We start from the raw sequence: 17,610 nt of genomic DNA, 5'->3' as shown, positions 1-17,610 counted from the left end.
CAGGGTAACTTCACGGTGGCCTCCGCGTCAGGACGGCATCCCGCCAGGGTGCGCCCCGGCCGGCAGGCCGTACGATCCCGCGCATGAACGACGACGTGCGCAACATCGTGCTCGGGGTGCTCGCCACCGGCGTCAGCGGCGGGTTCGGCTGGTTCACCCGTACCTATGTATGGCGGCGCCGGCTGCGCCGCAAGCAGGCCTTCCTCGGGCTGCCGACCGGCTCGGACTGCCTGTTCATCGTCAACCGGCAGATGGGCGGCAGCGAGAACTCCGTGCACCGCAACGACGCGCTCGCCCTGCTGGAGATATCCGCCCTGATCAAGGACTGCGGGGCGAGCGTCCAGATCGTGGCCCACGACACGGCCCGTCAGGGCTTCGGCGAGCGCGCGGAGTTCTGCGTCGGCGGCCCGATCTCCAACGTCCGTACCACCGCGCACCTGGAGTCGCTGCTGCCCGGGGTGCGGGTGGACCAGAGCCGTGAGGCGGGCCCGGACCGGGGAGCCATCCAGGTCGGCGGCGAAGTGTACCGCTGGCGGCCGGGGGCGGTGGAGTACGTCGTGCTGGCCCGGCTGACGGTGGCGGAGGGCACCCGGCCGGTGTTCCTGATCAGCGGTCAGACCGCGGTCAGCAACCAGGCCGGGGCCCGCTACCTGGCCCGGCACCACGAGCGGCTGGCCCACCGGTACGGCGACCGGACCTTCTGCCTGGTGCTGAAGGTGGTCAACTCCCAGGCGTACGGGCCGGACGTGACGGAGCTGGCCGCGGACGTCACCGAGGCGGCCCGGACACCCGAAGCGGCAGCTGTTTGAGCCCGTTGATGAAGTTGGACACCAGGCGCCGTGGTTCGCCCGCCAGTTCGGGGGCCGGCAGGCCGGCGGCCCGCCACTCCTCGTGCAGGGTGCGCAGCTGGAGCCGGGCGAAGCGGGCCCCGAGGCAGACGTGCGGACCGTCGCCGAAGGAGACGTGCGGGTTGGGGCGGCGGGCCGGGTCCAGCCGGTGCGGGTCCGCGAAGACCCGCTCGTCGTGGTTGGCCGAGGCGTGGAAGACCACCACCTTCTGGCCCGCCCGGATGCGGGTGCCGGCCAGTTCGGTGTCGACGGCGGCGGTGCGCCGGAAGCTCAGGACCGGCGGGTGCACCCGGAGCAGTTCCTCCACCGCCGTGGCCGGATCCGCCTCCCCCGCGCGCAGCCGGGCGTAGGCGTCGGGCTGCCGGGCCAGCGCCAGCAGGCCGCCGGGGGCGGCGCTGCGGACCGTGTCGTTGCCCGCGACGGTGAGCAGGAAGAAGAACATCTCCAGCTCCCCCTCGGCCAGGTCCGCCTGGGCGAGGGCGGTCATCAGGTCGTCAGCGGGGTGCGCGAGCTTGTGGGCGGCCAGCTCGCGGGCGTAGTCGAACATCTCGCCCAGCAGGGCCGGCGAGCGGGGGTTGAGCGGCGTGCCGTCCGGCCCGGTGACCGGGGCGGGGGCGTCGTCGGGGTCCTGGTAGCCGATGACCCGGACCGTCCAGTCCAGCAGCAGCCCGCGGTCCCCGGCCGGGACTCCCATCAGGTCGGCGAGGTTCAGCAGCGCGTACTCGTCGGTGACGGCGGTGACCAGGTCGGCGACCCCGTCCTCGGCGTCCTCCCGGGCCCGGCGCAGCAAGGCGGCGGCCCGCTGCCGCACCCGGTCGCCGAAGGCGTCGACCCGGCCCGGGGTGAAGGCCCGGGAGACCAGCCGGCGCAGCCGCCCGTGGTCCGTGGGGGTCTCCCCGGGACCGCACGGCCCGGGGAAGGGGTCCTGGTTGAGCATGGTGCGCCGGATGAAGGGCAGGTCGGCCGGGTCCGGGTCGCGGATCTGGGTGGCGCCGAGGTACGAGGAGTAGGTGCGGGAGTCGCGCAGGACCCGGACCACGTCCGCGTGCCGGGTCACGGCCCAGAAGCCGGGCCCGGCGGGCCAGCCCAGGACCGGGGGCTCGGGCTGCCAGGCCACCGGATGGTGCGTGCGCAGGGTCCGGTAGGCCTCGTGCGGCGGGCCGGCGGCGTAGATCCGCGGGTCGAAGACGTCCGGGACCACGGTGGGCGGGGTGGCGGCAGGGGGCACGCGGGCTCCGTTCCTCGGTGCGGGCCACCACCGTGGCCGCGGGCACCGGTCCCCGGCAAGAGGGCGGGGCCGCCGCGTCCTGACCCGCGTCCCGCCTCAGCCCCGCGGGATCTCGCAGTCCGCCGGGGCGAGGGCGCCGTCGCTGCCCGTCAGCTCCACCCGGGACTCCTGGTCGGGCGGCTGGGTCGCCTCGACCGTGCACACCACCTGCTGCCGGGCCCGGGCGCTCAGCGACCGGACCGGGCCGCCCAGCTGGACCCGCACCACGCCGTTGCCGAACTCGACCCCCACCAGCTCCGGCCGCTCGCGCGCCGGGACTTCGGTGCGCAGGCCGGCAGCCCGCTCACGGTCGTTCGGCCCGCCCAGCAGCATCCTGACCATGGCGCTGGGCGCGACCGTGTACCCGGCCGGGAAGCCCTGGCCGCGCACCACCGGCGCGAGCTCGCCGTCGGGGGTGACCAGGTACATCAGGGCCCGGCTCCGCTCGGTGCTGCTGGGGACGGCCACCTTGGCCGGGCCGCCCGCCTCGATCACGTCGCTGCCCTGGATCCCGCAGCCGGCCGCCAGCAGACCGGCCACCAGTACGGCCGCCGTGGTGCGTGCCCTCACGCCTTCGCCTCCAGCGGCATCTCGACCCTGAACACGGCCCCGCCGGCCGGCCCGTTGCCGGCCCGTACGGTGCCGCCGTGCAACCGTACGTTCTCCAGGGTGATGGCCAGACCTAGTCCGCTGCCGGCCGAGCGGGTACGGGCCGCGTCCGCCTTGTAGAAGCGGTCGAAGATGTGCGGCAGCACCTCGGGGGCGATCCCGGGCCCGCTGTCCGAGACCTCGGTGACCAACCATTCCACGCCCTCCCGGACCTCGGCGTGGGCCCGCACCCGCACGGGCGCCCCGCCGTGCCGCAGGGCGTTGCCGACCAGGTTGGCGAGGACCACGTCGAAGCGCCGGGGGTCGAGCCGGGCCCGCACGCCGGGCGCCAGGTCGGTGGTCACCTGGCGGGGGTCGGTCCAGTGCCGGCGCTGGAGGGTGGCCCGGACCGCCTCCCCGAGGTCGACCTCGTCGAGGTTGAGCTCGGCGGCGCGCGCGTCGAAGCGGGATATCTCCATCAGGTCCTCGACGAGCACGGCGAGCTTGCCGGTCTCGGCGCTGACCAGCCGGACCGCGGCCGCGGTGTCGGGGTCGAGGTGTTCGGCGTCCTCGTCCAGCACCTCGGTCACCGCGAGCATCCCGGCCAGCGGGGTGCGCAGCTCGTGCGAGACGTCGGCGGCGAACCGGCGGGCCCGGGCCTCGGCCCGCTGGAGGTCTTCCACGGAGCGTTCGAGTTCGACCGCGGTCTCGTTGAAGGTGTGGGCGAGGTCGGCCAGTTCGTCGGAGCCCTTGACCTCCAGCCGGGTGTCCAGCCGGCCCCGGCCCAGCTGCCGGGCGGCCCGCCGCAGGTCCCGTACCGGCCGCAGTACGCCCCGGGCCGCGAGCAGCGCGGGGACCACGGCGATGGCGAGGGCGGGCACGGCGCCGGAGCGGGCGGCGTCCAGCATGGCGTCCACCGTGCCCTGTTCGTCGGTCAGGGGCATGCTGGCGTAGAAGACCAGCCCGGTGGGTTCGTTGCCGACGCCGCCGACGTCGTAGACGGTGGGCATGGCCATGGCGAGGTAGGGGAGCCCGCTGCGGGTGACCCGCTGGAAGGCGCCGTGCGGGTGCGTGCGGACCTGGGTGCGCAGCTCGGCGGTGACCACCGTCGAGGGCTTGCCGTCGCCGTTGCTGGAGACCACGAGGCTGCCGTACTCGGCGAACACGTTCCAGGTGTGCGGCTGGCCCTTGTAGGCGATGGCGCCCACGATGGACTGGAGTTCGTCGCGGGCCGGCGGCAGCTGGATCGTCAGGGACTCGATCTGGTCCCGGAAGGTCGCCACCGCGGTGTCCTGCGCCTGCTTGAGGACGGCGGTCCGGGCCTCGCGGTAGGTGAGGGCGGCGGTGGTCCCGGCGCTGATCGCCGCCACCAGCAGGAAGGCCGCGATCAGCCGGGTGCGCAGGCCCAGCCGGCCGGTCAGGGCTCTCACAGGGGTCCGAAGCGGTAGCCGAAGCCGCGCACGGTCTGGATGTAGCGGGGGCTCTTGGAGGCGTCCTCGATCTTGGTGCGCAGCCGCCGGACGCAGGCGTCCACCAGCCGGGCGTCGGCGTGGTAGCTGTGGTCCCAGACGTACTCGAGGAGCTGCTGGCGGCTGAAGACCTGCTCGGGCGAGGCCGCCAGGTGCAGCAGGAGCTTGAGCTCGCTGGGCGCGAGGGCCAGGCGTTCGCCGTTCTTGGCCACGGTCAGCCCGGAGCGGTCGATGGCGAGCTCGGCGAAGAACTCCACCTCGGGCTTGCCGGTCGGCTCGGTGAGCCGGCGCAGCACGGCCTTGATGCGGGCCTCGATCACCTCGGTGCGGGCCGGCTTGACGATGTAGTCGTCGGCGCCCGCCTCCAGGCCCACGACCACGTCGAAGTCGTCGCCGCGCGCGGTCAGCATGATGATCGGCAGTTGGCTGGTCTCCCGGATCCGGCGGCAGACCTGTACGCCGTTCATCCCGGGCAGCATCAGGTCCAGCAGGACCAGGTCGGGCCGGAACTCGGCGAGCGCGGCCAGGCCCCCCTCGCCGGTCTCGGCGGCGCGTACCTCGTGTCCGCGGCGGCGCAGGCCCAGGCCCACGCCCTCGCGGATGGACGGGTCGTCCTCGATCAGCAGTACGCGTGGCATGGCGTCAGTATCCCAGGGGTCTTCGGGGGCCGGCCTCCGCCTATCGGCGGAGGCGGCGGCGCAGGGTGTCGATGAGGTCGGTGAGCTGGGTCACGCGCAGCGGGCGGGCCAGCAGGACGAGGGCGAGGAGCATCGCCAGGGTGCCGGCGGCCGCGGCGGCGAGGTTGCCCAGCGGGTCGGCGGCCCGGGCGGCCAGCAGCCCGGCGCCCGCGGCCGGCACCGAGGCCGCCAGCAGGCGCAGGTGCGCGCCGAGGGCCGGTGAGCGCAGCACCGCCCCGCCGCCGAGGCGCCGGTTGAGGGTGTACGCGGTGACGGCGCAGCCGGCGAACAGCGCGAGGGCGTACGCCCCGGCCATGCCGGTGACCGCCCAGCGGGCCGGCAGCAGCAGGTACGCGGTCAGGGACAGGCCCGCGTTGAGGCCGGCGATGACCAAGTTGAGGAAGAACGGGGTCCGGGTGTCGGAGAGGGCGTAGAAGCCCCGGGAGAGCACGTACTGGCCGGAGAAGGCGATCAGGCCGGGGGCGAAGGCCGCCATCATGCCGGCCATCAGCTCGATGTCCGCGGGGCCGGTCCTGCCGTGCTCGAAGACGCTGCCCATCACCCAGGGTGCCAGGGCCGCCAGCAGGCAGGCCGCCGGGACGATGAAGGCGGCGCTGGAGCGCAGCGCGTAGGACACGTCGCGGCGGACCGCGGCGAGGTCGCCCTCGGCCGCGGCGGAGCTCATCCGCGGCATCAGGGCGGTGACCAGGGAGACGGTGACGATGCCCTGCGGGACCATCCACAGCAGGTAGGCGTTGCTGTAGGCGGTGTAGCCGGCGCCGCCGGCCACGCCCTCGGCGACGGCCGCGGAGCCGGTGGTGGTGGCCAGCCGGGTGGTGACCCAGTAGGCGAGCTGGTTGGTGAGGACCAGCATGACCAGCCAGCCGGCGCTGCGCAGCGGGCGGGTCAGCCCGCTGCCGCGCCAGTCGAAGCGGGGCCGCCAGCGGAAGCCGGCCGCGCGCAGGGACGGGATCAGGGCCAGGGCCTGGACGACGATGCCGGCGGTGGTGCCCCAGCCCAGCAGCCGGGCGTCGCCGTCGGACAGGCCGCCCGCGGAGTCGTGGGCCACGGCGAGGTAGAGCGCGAAGACGGCCACCACGACGACGTTGTTGAGGACCGGGGTCCACATCATCGCGCCGAACTTCCCGCGGGCGTTCAGCACCTGCCCGAGCAGGGTGAACAGACCGTAGAAGAAGATCTGCGGCAGGCAGTAGCGGGCCAGCGCGACGGTCAGCTCGGCCTGTGCCCCGGTGTAGTCGGTGTACGCGGCGACCAGGGCCGGGGCGGCCAGCACGGCGCCGGCGGTGAGCAGCACCAGGGCGACCGTGCAGACGGTCAGCAGCCGGTCGGTGTAGGCGGTGCCCCCGTCGGCGTGCTCCTTGGCGGCGCGCACCAGCTCGGGCACGAAGACGGCGTTGAGCGCCCCGCCGATGAGCAGGATGTAGACCATGTTGGGCACGGTGTTGGCCACCGCGTAGCCGTCGCCGAGCATGGTGGTGCCCAGGGCGGCGGTCACGATCGCGGAGCGGACGAAGCCGGTGGCGCGGGAGACCACGGAACCGGCCGCCATGAGCGCCCCGCTGCGCAGCAGCGAGTTCTTCCTGGGGGCGGCGTGGGCGGGTCCCCGGGTTCTGCTGACTGCGGTCGTCACCGGCGCGCCAGGTAGGCCTGGAAGGCGCGGTACAGCGCGTGGTTGGCGGTGCCGGGCATCGGGTGCTCCCACTCTCCGAGGGTCTCTGCGACGTGTCCCCCGGTGCCGAGCTTCCAGCGCAGCAGGCCGAAGGAACGGTCGTCGGGGTCGAGGGTGGAGGGTACCCCGCGCATGTCGTACTCGTGTGCGCCCATGGCGTGGGCGTCGCACATCATGCGCCACTGCAGGGCGTTGCTGGGCCGCACCTCGCGGCGGTGGTCGGCGGAGGCGCCGGTCTGGTACCAGACCCGGTTCCCGGCCACGATCATGGTGTGGGCGGCCAGGATCTCGCCCTGGTACTTGGCGAGGTACAGGCGCATCCGGCCGGGCTGTTCGGCGTTGAGGGCGGCGTACTGCTGCTCGTAGTAGCCGAGCGTGCGGCCGAGCCGGAAGCCGTCGCGCTCCTCGGTGATGCGCAGCAGCCGGTAGAACTCGGGCAGGTCGGCGGCGCCGCCGAGGACGGTCTCGACGCCGGCCTTGGCGGCCTTGCGGATGTTGCGGCGCCATTCCTGGTTCAGCCCGGCGAACAGCTCCTCGCGGGTGCGGCCGGCCAGCGGGACGCGGAAGACGTGGCGGGGCTGGGCGTCACCGTCGGACTCGCCGCCGCAGCGGGTCCAGCCGCGGCTGCGCAGCCGGTCGGCGACGGCCGCGCCGAGCGGGTCCACCTCGCTGGCCAGCAGGTCCGCGAGCTGCCGGCCGGGGCCGGTGGCGGCCTTGACGGCGGCGGCCTCCCAGCGGCGGTAGACGGGGGTGGGGCCGATCCGGACCGCGAAGGCGCCGGAGGCGCGCAGGTGCCGCAGCAGCGGGTCGAGCCAGCGGTCGATGTGCGGGTCGCTCCAGTCGGCGACCGGCCCCTCGGGGAGGTAGGCGAAGTATTTGCGGGTGCCGGGGAACTGCCGGTAGAGGACGAGGGCGGCGCCGGCCATCTCACCGGAGGGCAAGTGCCATCCGACCCTTTCGGAACGCCATTGGTCCTTCACCTCGGCCCAGGACGGGTACTGGAGGAAGCTCGCCTCGCGGTGGGCGGCGAGGAACCACTGGTACTCGCTCACGGACAGGCTCCGGACCCGCAGTTCGCGGTCCTGTTCCTGCTGGGCGGCGGGGGTCACGAGCAGTGCGCACACGGCAAGTCCTTCCTGTACGTCCGTGGTGGGATGCACAGGACTCTCACAGGGGCCCGTGACCGGACCGCGCGGCGAATGTGACGGAACGATGACCGTTCTGCTGCGGTCCACGTCACAACCGAAATGCCGATTCTTTCCGCGGAATCCGCAACCTATCGTCGCCTTGTTCGCTCCTAGATTGCAGAAGTCACGGATTTTTCGGAGGGGTTTTCGTTGAGCCGCACACGCCGTACCGCCACCCTGTCGCGCCGCCAGGCCATCCGGGTCCGCAGCCGCCGGGCGGCCGTTGCGGGCACCGCGGTCCTCGCCGCCGCCCTGACCGCCTGTTCGGGCGGCTCGGACGCCGGTTCGGGCAAGGCTGCGATGAAGCCCAAGCCGATGGCCATCTCGGTGAACCTCACCGGCGACAAGGCCAAGGCCGGCGAGCCGGTGACGGTGAAGGTGACCGAGGGCAAGCTGACTTCGGTGAAGGTGACCGACACCAAGGGCGGCGAGCTGTCCGGCCGGATATCCGCCGACGGCAAGAGCTGGACCTCCGAGCGGAAGTCCTCGCCGGGCACCTCCTACAAGGTCGAGGCGAAGAACGACGAGAGCGGCACCGCGACCGCGCAGTTCGCCACCGCGGCGGCCGACAAGGTCAACAAGATCACGATCATGCCCGGCAAGGGCGGCACCTACGGCGTCGCCCAGCCCATCTCGCTGGTCTTCGACAACCCGGTCAAGAACAAGGCCGAGGTCGAGAAGCAGCTGAAGGTCACCACCTCGAACAACACCGAGGGCTCCTGGGGCTGGATGAAGGACTACTCCGGCCAGGACCGGGTGGACTGGCGCCCCAAGGAGTACTGGAAGGCGGGCACCGAGGTGAAGCTCCAGATGAACCTCAACGGCGTCGACTCCGGCACCGGCGGCGGCTACTTCGTGCGCGACTACAACACGCACTTCTCCATCGGCAAGGACCAGCGGATCTCGGTCGACCTGGACAGCCACCAGCTGACCATGACCCGGGACGGCGCCGAGGTCCTGTCGATCCCGGTCTCCGCGGGCACTCCCGGCGGCAAGAAGGCCTCCTGGCTGGGCAAGATGGTCGTCATGGCCAAGGAGGGCACCATCCGGATGGACTCCCAGACGGTGGGCCTGGGCGACGCCTACGACAAGATGGTCGACTACTCGATGCGGCTGACCTGGTCCGGCATGTACGCCCACGCCGCGCCCTGGAACACCGCCAACTTCGGCCGGGCGAACACCTCTTCGGGCTGCGTCGGGATGAGCGACGCCAACGCCTCGAAGCTGTTCGCCGCCACCCAGCCGGGCGACCCCTTCGAGACGAAGGGCTCCGGCTCCAAGGGCAAGCCCGAGATCGGCAACGGCTTCGGCGAGTGGAACGACTCCTGGGAGCAGTGGCAGGCCCGCAGCGCGCTGGCCGGCGGCCAGGGCAACTGACGGCACTCCCGGCGGCACGGCCGCCGGCACCGCCGGACCCGGCCCCGCCGGCGGGCAGCTGACCTCCTCCTCGTCCGCGACCGATCCCTCGTACGTCTCGGTCCCGGGTGCGAGAAGTGATCTTCGGCTGCCGCCGGCACGGGTCGGTGGAACGCCGCTCCGCCCTCCCCACCTGTTCGGTCCGCCCGGGCCAGCGCAAACTATCCGGGCGGGCACGGCACTTCACCTCGACACGCATAAGAACGGGATAAACCCGCCGGTCAGCCCTCCGAGGCTTCGGCGTAGACCTGCGAGAGCTCCGGGGAGCCGGCCATCGCCCAGGCGATCCCGGACTCGACGACGTTCAGCTCGCGGCCGGAGGCCAGCCGGATCACCGGCTGCCCGCTGGGCCAGACGTGCCAGCCCGCCCCGGGCACCGACCGGATGATCACGGTGCCGAGGTAGAGGCCCGCGTCGTTGCCCAGCCAGGGAACGGCCTCGGGATCCCGGCGCCAGCGCGGCATCAGCTGGTCCAGGGCCTCCAACGAGGCGGGGCTCTCGTCGAGTTCGAGGCCCGCGGCCCCCGCCTGGTGGCGCAGCAGCTCGCACTCCGAGAAGAGTTCGATCACCCCTTCCGGATCCTCCGCGAGGGCCGTGGCCAGCGCCCGCCCGTGTCCGGTTTCATGCCGCTTTCGCCAGATGTCCAGGAAGGGGATGTTCATCCGTCCAGACTCGCACTCCTGCCCGCCCGGGCGCCATAGGCGCGCCTGGACGGGCAGGAGTCGGGCGACGGGCGGACGGGGCCGGCCCGGCGGTGCTCACACCTCGAGGTCGACGACCACCGGAGCGTGGTCGGAGGCGCCCTTGCCCTTGCGCTCCTCGCGGTCGACGTACGAGTCGGTGACCGCCTTGGCGAAGGGGGCGTTGCCGTACACCAGGTCGATCCGCATGCCCTTGTTCTTCGGGAAGGCGAGCTGCCGGTAGTCCCAGTAGGTGTACGGGTGGTCGTACTTGAGCGGGCGGGGCACCACGTCGGACAGGCCGGCGGCACGCAGTGCCGTCAGGGCCGCGCGCTCCTCGGCCGAGACGTGGGTGGCGCCGACGAAGACCGCCGGGTCCCACACGTCCACGTCCTCCGGAGCGATGTTGAAGTCGCCCAGCACCGCGAACGGCCGCTCCCCCGAGGCGTCTTGGGCCACCGCCTCGCGCAGCGCACCGAGCCACTGGAGCTTGTAGCCGTAGTGGTCGTGCAGCAGCTCGCGGCCGTTGGGGACGTAGACCGACCACAGGCGGACGCCGCCGCAGGTGGCGGAGATGGCCCGGGGCTCCTGGGCGCCCTCGTACTCCGGGCCGCCGGGCAGCCCCGCGACGACCTCCTCCAGGCCCACCCGGGAGACCAGGGCGACGCCGTTCCACCGGCCGGTGGCGTTGACCGCGGAGGTGTAGCCCAGCTCGCGGAGCTCGTCGTGCGGGAACTGCTCGGCGGAGCACTTGGTCTCCTGGATGCACAGCACGTCGGTGCCGGTGCTCTCCAGCCAGGCCAGCAGCCGGGGCAGCCGGGCGGTGATCGAGTTGAGGTTCCAGGTGGCGATACGCATGGAAGCCAACCTACCGCCCGGGTGTGACAGCCACCCTCCGGCCGCTCCGGGGCCGGGCCGGGCCCGCCCGGGGGGCCGGGTCAGAGCTGCGTGGTCTCCCCCGGGGTCAGCCGGGAGTGCGCCGCGCCGCCCAGCGCGCCGATCTGGCCGTCGTAGATCGGCCGGGCCAGGTCGGCGAGGTAGGCGTCGTGGATGTCGACGGCCTGCCGCGGGGCGACCTCGCGGACGTAGTCGATCACCTCGGAGATCTTGTTCCAGGGGGCGTGCACCGGCAGCATCAGGGTGTCCACCGGGCGGCCCGGCAGGGTCAGCGCGTCGCCCGGGTGGAAGAGCGAACCGTCCACCAGGAAGCCGACGTTGGTGATCTGCGGGATGTCGGGGTGGATCACCGCGTGCAGCTCGCCGTGCACCTCCACCTCGAAGCCTGCGGCGCTGAAGGCGTCGCCGTGGCCGACGGTGTGCACCCGGCCCGGGTAGGCCGGGGCCAGCCGCTCGGCCACCGAGCGCAGGGTCCACAGGCCCGCCGCGGGGTTGGCGTCCAGGGCGGCCCGCAGCCGGCCCTCCTCGAAGTGGTCCGGGTGCTCGTGGGTGACCAGCAGGGCGTCGGCGCCCAGCCCGGCGTCCGCCTCGGAGAAGGCACCGGGGTCGATGACGAGCGTCCGCCCCTCGCGCTCCAGACGGACACAGGAGTGGCGCAGCTTGGTGAGCTTCATGACCACCATCTTGGCGCACCGCCGGACGCGGCGGGCCCGGGGCCGGCCCGGCGGCTACGGAGTGGCGGTGGAGACCACGTACACGTGCGGGGCGGCCGGGTTGGAGAGGTCGACGGTGACGTCCCGGGTGGGCCGCGGGTCGGGCTGCTCCAGCGTGACGGACTGCCAGGGCCGGCCCTTGACGAAGTTCCAGCCGGCCACGCCCGCGTCCCGGGCGCCCACCGAGACCCCGGGCTTCAGGGCCGCCCGGCTGCTGCCCATCGACGCCAGGAAGGCGTCCAGGTCGGCGGGGGTGACGGCGAACTGCACGTACAGCCGGCTGGTGCGCCAGTTGTTCGTCTCGTAGAAGCCCACCCCCCAGGCCTTGTCCGGCACCGGTACCTCGTAGATGCTGCGCTGCACCCGGGAGGGCCAGCCCGGCCGGACCTTGGTGGCGGTGGCGGTGGCGGCCTTGTCCTTGCCGCTGTTGCGGCTCTGGTTCGCGGAGATCGCCAGGTACCCGGCGGGCACCCCGATGAGCAGCACGATGATGACGGCGGTCAGCCAGCGGCGCCGGATCACGTGGCGGCGGTCCTCGGCGGGACCCTCCTCATGGGGGGCGGGGGCCTGGCGGGGGACGGTGGGGGTCATCACTGCGGGTCCTCGGGGGTGTCACTGGTGGTGCGGCCGGTCCACAGGCGGCCGGCCTGCGCATAGCGCTCGTACCGCTCCACCCGGCGCCGGTTGGCCCGCCGGAAGCGGCGGGCGACCAGCCGGGCGAGGTCGGCGGCGCCGACCATACCCGCCTCCGGGCCGAGCTGGGCCTTGGCGATGCGGGCCTCGGGCCGGTAGCCGCGGCCGGTCAGGTGCCGGCGGAAGGCGTCCCGGGCGGGGCCGATGAGCAGGTCGTCGGCGGCGCTGACACCGCCGCCGATCACGAAGCAGGAGGGGTCCAGGGCGGCGGCGAGGTTGGCGATGCCCACGCCCAGCCACTGGCCGATGTCCTGGAGCAGTTCGACGCACATGGCGTCGCCCTCCCGGGCCAGCTCGGTGATGAGCGGTCCGGTGATGTCGGGGACGCTGCCCTTGACGCGTTCGATGATGTTGTAGGCCACCGGGGAGTCGGCGGCGGCCAGCTCCCGGGCCTCACGCACCAGCGCGTTCCCCGAGCTGTACTGCTCCCAGCAGCCGCGGTTGCCGCACGGGCAGCGGTGCCCGCCGGGCACCACCTGCATGTGGCCGAACTCGCCGGCCACCCCGAACTTGCCCCGCTTGACCTGGCCGTCCTCCAGGATCGCGCCGCCGATGCCGGTGCCGAGCGTGATCATGACCAGGTGGTCCTCGCCGCGGCCGGCGCCGAACCGCCACTCCGCCCAGGCGGCGGTGTTGGCGTCGTTGTCGACCATGACCGGGACCGCCAGCCGGGCCTGGAGGGCGTCCCGCAGCGGCTCGTCGCGCCAGGCCAGGTGCGGGGCGAAGAGCACCCGGGAGCGGTTGGCGTCCACCCAGCCGGCCGCCCCGATGCCGACCGCGTGCACGTCGTGCCGGTCGGAGAGGTCCAGGACCAGCTCGACGATGGTGTCCTCGACGACCTTGGGGCTCTTGGACTTGTCGGGCGTCTCGGTGCGCAGCTTCTCCAGGATCACCCCGTCGGCGTCCACCACCCCGGCCATGACCTTGGTGCCGCCGATGTCGATGCCGACGGTCGGGACCCGCGGGGCGGTCAGGTGGGATCGGCGTTCCCGGGACCCGACGGTCCGCAGGACGGTGCCCCGCGCCGCCCCGCGGTGGCTGAGGGTGAAGTCCCGGTAGGTGCTCATCGAGTCGTCGTGTCCCTCGTCGTCGGAGCCCCCGTCGTCGGGGCGGGTGGTCGGGATGCGCGGCCCGGTCCGGCGGGGACCGGGGGCCGGGGCGGGCCGGTCAGGCGCCGGCGGGGCCGTCGGCGGTCTTGTCGGTGGTGGGGGGCGTGGGGCCGCCGGGGTGTCCCGTGCCCGATTCTGCCACCCGGGCCAGTTCGTGGCTCAGTTCCTCTAGCTCGGATCCGCCCGCCATCTGGCGGGTCAGTTCGTCGAGTGTGATCGACTCCTTGGTGTGGCTGCCCGCCATGGCGCCCCTCTTGAGGAGCACGAAGCGGTCCCCGACCAGGTGGGCGTGGTGCGGGTTGTGCGTGATGAGGACCACGCCCAGGCCCGCGTCCCGGGCCGCCGCGACGTACTTGAGGACCACTCCGGACTGCTTCACGCCCAGCGCCGCGGTGGGCTCGTCCAGGACGAGGACCTTGGCGCCGAAGTAGACCGCCCGGGCGATGGCCACGCACTGCCGCTCGCCGCCGGAGAGGGTCCCGATCGGCTGGTCCACGTCCCGCAGGTCGATGCCCATCCGCAGCAGCTCCGTACGGGTGGTCTCGCGCATCAGCGCGGTGTCCAGCCGTCGCAGCGGGCCGCGGCCCTTGGTGGGCTCGGAGCCGAGGAAGAAGTTGCGCCACACGGGCATCAGCGGGACCACGGCCAGGTCCTGGTAGACGGTGGCGATGCCGCGGTCCAGGGCGGCCCGCGGGTTGGCCAGCCGGGTCTCCTCGCCCTCGATCCGGAAGCTGCCGGCGTCGTGCTGGTGCAGCCCGGCGATGATCTTGATGAGGGTGGACTTGCCGGCGCCGTTGTCGCCCAGCACGCAGGTGATCTCGCCGGCCGAGACCTCGAGCGAGACGCCCTCGAGGGCGCGGATGTTGCCGTAGTGCTTGCTGACGTCCACCAGCTCGACGAGCGGGGCGGCTCCCGGCGCGGCCGGGGACTTTGTCACGGTGGTCACGTGGTCGCCTCCGCACGCTTGCGCACCCAGTGGTTGAGCAGGGTGGCCAGAAGGAGCATGGCTCCGAGGAAGAACTTGAACCAGTCCGGATTCCACTGGGCGTAGACGATGCCGTTGCTGGTCATGCCGAAGATGAAGGCGCCGACCGCGGAGCCGATGGCCGAGCCGTAGCCGCCGGTCATCAGGCAGCCGCCGATCACCGCCGCGATGATGTACAGGAACTCGTTGCCCACGCCCTCGCCCGACTGGACCACGTCGAACGAGAAGAGGATGTGCTGGCCGGAGATCCAGGCGCACAGTGCGACGCCCATGTAGAGCCCGATCCGGGTCTTGACCACCGGCACGCCGACCGCCCGCGCGGCGTCCGAGGCACCGCCCACCGCGAAGATCCAGTTACCGGCCCGGGTGCGCAGCAGGATCCAGGTGGCCAGCGCCACCAGGGCGAACCACCACAGGATCGTCACCTTCAGGGTGACCCCGCCGACGGTCCACTGCGAGGCGAAGAGCGCCTTGGCGGAGGGGAAGCCCTCCATGTCGGCGATGGTCTTGGTGGAGACGGAACCGCTGATCAGCTTGGTGAAGCCGAGGTTCAGGCCGGTCAGCATCAGGAAGGTGCCGAGGGTGATGATGAAGCTCGGCAGCTTGGTGCGGGTCAGCATGAAGCCGTTGAAGAAGCCCAGAGCCAGCGTCACGGCCAGCGAGACCGCGACGCCCACCCAGACGTTCGCGGTCATCTGGTAGCTGAACATCGACGAGATCAGCGCGGAGCTGGTGACCATCACGCCCGCGGACAGGTCGAACTCGCCGCCGATCATCAGCAGCGCCACCGGCACGGCCATGATCCCGATGGTGGAGGCGGAGTACAGGACCGTGCTCAGGCTGCTGGCCCGCAGGAAGCTGTCGGCCGCGAAGGAGAAGAAGACGAAGACCGCGGCCGCGCCCACCACCGCGCCGAGCTCGGGGCGCCCGAGCAGCCGGCGGACGACGGAGACCGGCGCGAGCCGTTCGTCGGCGGTGGCGGCACTCATCGGGTGCCCCGCTCGATGTACTCGGTCAGCTTGGCGGCGTCGGCGCCGGTCACGATCTGCGGTCCGGTGAGCACCGGCCGGCCGCCGCCGAGCACGTCGGCGTTGTACCGGTAGAGCCAGAGCAGGTCGACCGCCTCGTAGCCCTGGAGGTAGGGCTGCTGGTCCACCGCGAAGCCGAGGGTGCCGTCCTTCAGGGAGCGGGCCACGGCCGGGTTGAGGTCGAAGGTGTCGATCTCGGCCTTGCTGCCGGCCGCCTCCTTCGCCTTGACGGCGGTGGGCGCGAAGGGCGCGCCCAGGGTGAGCACCGCGTCGATGGACGGGTCGGACTGGAGCTTGGCCTGGAGGGCCGCCTGGACGGAGGGCATGTTGGTGCCCTCGACGTACAGGTTCTCCATGGTGCCGCCGAAGGTCTTCTTGGCCCCGGCGCAGCGCTGCTCGTGGCCGACGTTGCCCTGCTCGTGCAGGACGCAGACGGCCTTCTTGCGGCCGCGCTTCGTCAGCTCGGTACCGACCGCCTCGCCGGCCACGGTCTCGTCCTGGCCGATGTGGGTCAGCGCGCCGTACTGCGCCGACTGGGCGGAGCCGGAGTTCACCGTGATCACCGGGATGCCGGCCTTGACGGCCTTGGCCACCACGTCCTTGAGCGCCTCGGGCTTGGCCAGCGAGACGATCAGGCCCTGGACCTTCTGGTCGATGGCGTTCTGGACGAACTGTGCCTGCTGCTGCGCCTGGTCGTCGTGGGCGTAGACGAAGTTGATGTTGTCCTTGGCGGCGGCTTCCTTGGCCCCCTTCTGGACGATGTCCCAGAAGGTGTCGCCATCGCCCGCATGGGTGACCATCGCGAAGGTCCAGCGCGGGGTGGACACGGCCGGCCGGCCCTGTTCGGCCGCCGCGCGCGCCCGGTCCTCGGCGCGCTTGCCGCCCGTACTGCTGCACCCCGCGAGGGAGGCCCCGAGGACCGCCGCGAGCACGGCGCCCACGACCCGTACCCCTGTCCGAACCCTAGCCACGTCGCCGCGCCCTTCCCTTCGCCCGTTCGAGATGTCGAAACCTACGGGTTCGCCCCGGCCGGCTCTCCGGCGGTGGTACGAATCCGGCCAGCGCCGAAAAGGTCAAACCGGTGCCAGCCGCCCAAGTATCCGCCACCGGGTGCCCCGGGGTGGTCATCGGGTCAGACCGGGTCGAACCCCTCCGGAGGAAACATTGACAGCCGGACCCGCCCGGGCCACGTTGAAACCATGCGTATCGGGCTGATCGGGACGGGCCGGATCGGGTCCTTCCATGCCGCGGCACTGAGCAGGCACCGCGATGCCGGTTCCCTGCTGCTGGCCGACGCCGACCCGGCCCGGGCCGCGGCCCTGGCCGACCGGCTGGGCGCCACCGCCGCGCCGACCGTGGACGCCGTCTTCACCTGGGGCGTCGACGCCGTGGTGATCACCTGCGCCACCGCGGGACACGCCGAGCTGATCGTCCGGGCGGCCCGCGCCGGGCTGCCGGTGTTCTGCGAGAAGCCGGTCGCCGGGGACCTGGCCGGGACGGTGGAGGCGCTGACCGCGGTGGCCGCCGCCGGCGGGGTGCTCCAGCTGGGCTTCATGCGCCGCTTCGACGCGGGCTGCCGCACCGCCCGGGAGCTGGTCCGCTCCGGGGCGCTGGGCCGGCTGCACACCGTACGCACCACCACCGCCGATCCGGCCCCGCCGCCGGAGGGATATCTGGCCACCTCGGGCGGGCTGTACCGGGACTGCCTGGTGCACGACTTCGACATGGTGCGCTGGGTCACCGGCCAGGAGGTGACCGAGGTGTACGCCACCGGCTCGGACGCCGGTCCGGCGCAGTTCGGGGCCGCCGGGGACGTGTCCACCGCGGCCGCGCTGCTCACCCTGAGCGACGGCACCCTGGCCTCCTGCACGGGCACCCGCTGCAACGGCGCCGGGTACGACGTGCGGATGGAGCTGGCCGGGGATCTGGACCAGGTCTCCACCGGGCTGGACGACCGCACGCCGATCGCCTCGACCGAACCGCTGGGCCCGCCCCCGGCCCGCAAGCCCTGGTCCGGCTTCCTGGAGAGGTTCGCCCCGGCCTACGAGGCCGAGCTGGCGGCCTTCGTCCGGCTGGTGCGGGGCGAGGGCGAGAACCCCTGTGACGGCCTGGAGGGGCTGGCGGCCCTGCGCGTCGCCGAGGCCTGCGAGCTGTCCCGCCGCGAGCACCGTCCGGTCTCCCTGCTGGAGATCCCGGCCGTGCCCGGCTCGGCGGCGGCCTGAAGCGGGGCCGGGATGTGCGGGTCCCCGGCGCTTGCGGGGGCGCGGCCCGCAGGCCTCCCCCAGCTACCGCTGTGTACACCTCCGGCACCACCGGCGCCCCCAAGGGCGTCATGGTCACCCACGCGTACGTCACCAACCTGG

18 protein-coding genes are annotated in these 17,610 nt (G+C 73.0%); 4 read left to right on the top strand and 14 right to left on the bottom strand.

The genetic code is table 11. The annotated features are described in order from the left end of the window. The first annotated feature begins 83 nt into the window (after nt 1-83). Nucleotides 84-809 carry a hypothetical protein gene (locus AB0O40_RS25875; RefSeq protein WP_365046305.1) on the top strand — a complete coding sequence of 242 codons (726 nt, stop codon included), beginning with the start codon at nt 84-86 and terminating at the stop codon, nt 807-809. Here AB0O40_RS25875 and AB0O40_RS25870 read toward each other — a convergent pair. From AB0O40_RS25870 to AB0O40_RS25845, 6 genes are all read right to left on the bottom strand, one after another. Further along, on the bottom strand, nt 769-2,076 hold the full coding sequence (locus AB0O40_RS25870) for a cytochrome P450 (RefSeq protein WP_365046302.1): 1,308 nt from the start codon (nt 2,074-2,076) through the stop codon (nt 769-771). The genes AB0O40_RS25875 and AB0O40_RS25870 overlap by 41 nt on opposite strands. 96 nt (nt 2,077-2,172) lie before the next feature. Beyond that, the gene (locus AB0O40_RS25865; protein ID WP_365046299.1) at nt 2,173-2,685 is read right to left on the bottom strand and encodes a hypothetical protein; all 513 of its coding nucleotides are present in this window, start codon (nt 2,683-2,685) and stop codon (nt 2,173-2,175) included. Continuing rightward, the gene (locus AB0O40_RS25860; RefSeq protein ID WP_365046296.1) at nt 2,682-4,133 is read right to left on the bottom strand and encodes a HAMP domain-containing sensor histidine kinase; all 1,452 of its coding nucleotides are present in this window, start codon (nt 4,131-4,133) and stop codon (nt 2,682-2,684) included. The genes AB0O40_RS25865 and AB0O40_RS25860 overlap by 4 nt, the downstream gene beginning before the upstream one ends. Next, complete coding sequence (locus AB0O40_RS25855; protein ID WP_365046293.1) at nt 4,130-4,810, bottom strand: response regulator transcription factor; 681 nt, start codon at nt 4,808-4,810, stop codon at nt 4,130-4,132. Before AB0O40_RS25855 ends, AB0O40_RS25860 begins: the two co-directional genes overlap by 4 nt. Nucleotides 4,811-4,850: 40 nt before the next feature. Further along, nucleotides 4,851-6,500 carry a murein biosynthesis integral membrane protein MurJ gene (gene murJ, locus AB0O40_RS25850; RefSeq protein ID WP_365046290.1) on the bottom strand — a complete coding sequence of 550 codons (1,650 nt, stop codon included), beginning with the start codon at nt 6,498-6,500 and terminating at the stop codon, nt 4,851-4,853. Further along, nucleotides 6,497-7,663: a peptidoglycan bridge formation glycyltransferase FemA/FemB family protein gene (locus tag AB0O40_RS25845; protein WP_365046287.1), complete on the bottom strand. Its 1,167-nt coding sequence runs from the start codon at nt 7,661-7,663 to the stop codon at nt 6,497-6,499. Before AB0O40_RS25845 ends, murJ begins: the two co-directional genes overlap by 4 nt. 240 nt (nt 7,664-7,903) lie before the next feature. On the opposite strand from AB0O40_RS25845, the gene AB0O40_RS25840 reads away from it, so the two are divergent. Further along, nucleotides 7,904-9,103 (top strand): Ig-like domain-containing protein, encoded by a 1,200-nt coding sequence (locus AB0O40_RS25840; protein WP_365046365.1) that lies wholly within the window; start codon nt 7,904-7,906, stop codon nt 9,101-9,103. A 260-nt stretch (nt 9,104-9,363) separates the two neighbouring features. Here the strand turns inward: AB0O40_RS25840 and AB0O40_RS25835 are convergent, their stop codons facing one another. The 8 genes from AB0O40_RS25835 to AB0O40_RS25800 all read right to left on the bottom strand — a co-directional run bounded on the left by AB0O40_RS25835 (nt 9,364) and on the right by AB0O40_RS25800 (nt 16,218). Beyond that, the gene (locus tag AB0O40_RS25835; RefSeq protein WP_365046284.1) at nt 9,364-9,804 is read right to left on the bottom strand and encodes a DUF6278 family protein; all 441 of its coding nucleotides are present in this window, start codon (nt 9,802-9,804) and stop codon (nt 9,364-9,366) included. A gap of 96 nt (nt 9,805-9,900) precedes the next feature. Continuing rightward, nucleotides 9,901-10,680 (bottom strand): exodeoxyribonuclease III, encoded by a 780-nt coding sequence (locus AB0O40_RS25830; RefSeq protein ID WP_365046281.1) that lies wholly within the window; start codon nt 10,678-10,680, stop codon nt 9,901-9,903. A gap of 80 nt (nt 10,681-10,760) precedes the next feature. Beyond that, nucleotides 10,761-11,393, bottom strand: coding sequence for an MBL fold metallo-hydrolase (locus tag AB0O40_RS25825; protein ID WP_365046278.1), 633 nt, complete (start codon nt 11,391-11,393; stop codon nt 10,761-10,763). Between the two features lie 54 nt (nt 11,394-11,447). After that, complete coding sequence (locus AB0O40_RS25820) at nt 11,448-12,023, bottom strand: hypothetical protein (RefSeq protein WP_365046275.1); 576 nt, start codon at nt 12,021-12,023, stop codon at nt 11,448-11,450. Continuing rightward, on the bottom strand, nt 12,023-13,192 hold the full coding sequence (locus tag AB0O40_RS25815) for an ROK family glucokinase (RefSeq protein ID WP_365046273.1): 1,170 nt from the start codon (nt 13,190-13,192) through the stop codon (nt 12,023-12,025). Before AB0O40_RS25815 ends, AB0O40_RS25820 begins: the two co-directional genes overlap by 1 nt. A gap of 100 nt (nt 13,193-13,292) precedes the next feature. After that, the gene (locus AB0O40_RS25810) at nt 13,293-14,180 is read right to left on the bottom strand and encodes an ATP-binding cassette domain-containing protein (protein ID WP_365046270.1); all 888 of its coding nucleotides are present in this window, start codon (nt 14,178-14,180) and stop codon (nt 13,293-13,295) included. Further along, nucleotides 14,177-15,208, bottom strand: a complete 1,032-nt coding sequence (locus tag AB0O40_RS25805) for an ABC transporter permease (protein ID WP_365046267.1) — start codon at nt 15,206-15,208, stop codon at nt 14,177-14,179. Before AB0O40_RS25805 ends, AB0O40_RS25810 begins: the two co-directional genes overlap by 4 nt. Next, complete coding sequence (locus AB0O40_RS25800; protein WP_365046264.1) at nt 15,205-16,218, bottom strand: sugar ABC transporter substrate-binding protein; 1,014 nt, start codon at nt 16,216-16,218, stop codon at nt 15,205-15,207. Before AB0O40_RS25800 ends, AB0O40_RS25805 begins: the two co-directional genes overlap by 4 nt. A 228-nt stretch (nt 16,219-16,446) precedes the next feature. Here AB0O40_RS25800 and AB0O40_RS25795 point away from each other — a divergent pair, with 228 nt between their 5' ends. Both AB0O40_RS25795 and AB0O40_RS25790 read left to right on the top strand, forming a co-directional pair. Further along, nucleotides 16,447-17,469: a Gfo/Idh/MocA family oxidoreductase gene (locus tag AB0O40_RS25795; RefSeq protein ID WP_365046261.1), complete on the top strand. Its 1,023-nt coding sequence runs from the start codon at nt 16,447-16,449 to the stop codon at nt 17,467-17,469. A gap of 14 nt (nt 17,470-17,483) precedes the next feature. Then, on the top strand, nt 17,484-17,610 hold a 127-nt coding region (locus tag AB0O40_RS25790), incomplete at its 3' end, for an AMP-binding protein (protein WP_365046362.1).

The sequence above is a fragment of the Streptomyces sp. NPDC089919 genome (genome assembly GCF_040684615.1).
In the GTDB taxonomy this organism is placed as follows: Bacteria; Actinomycetota; Actinomycetes; order Streptomycetales; family Streptomycetaceae; genus Streptomyces.
Note: the sequence above shows the minus strand (reverse complement) of the source record. Positions and strands in the feature narration are given on the sequence as shown.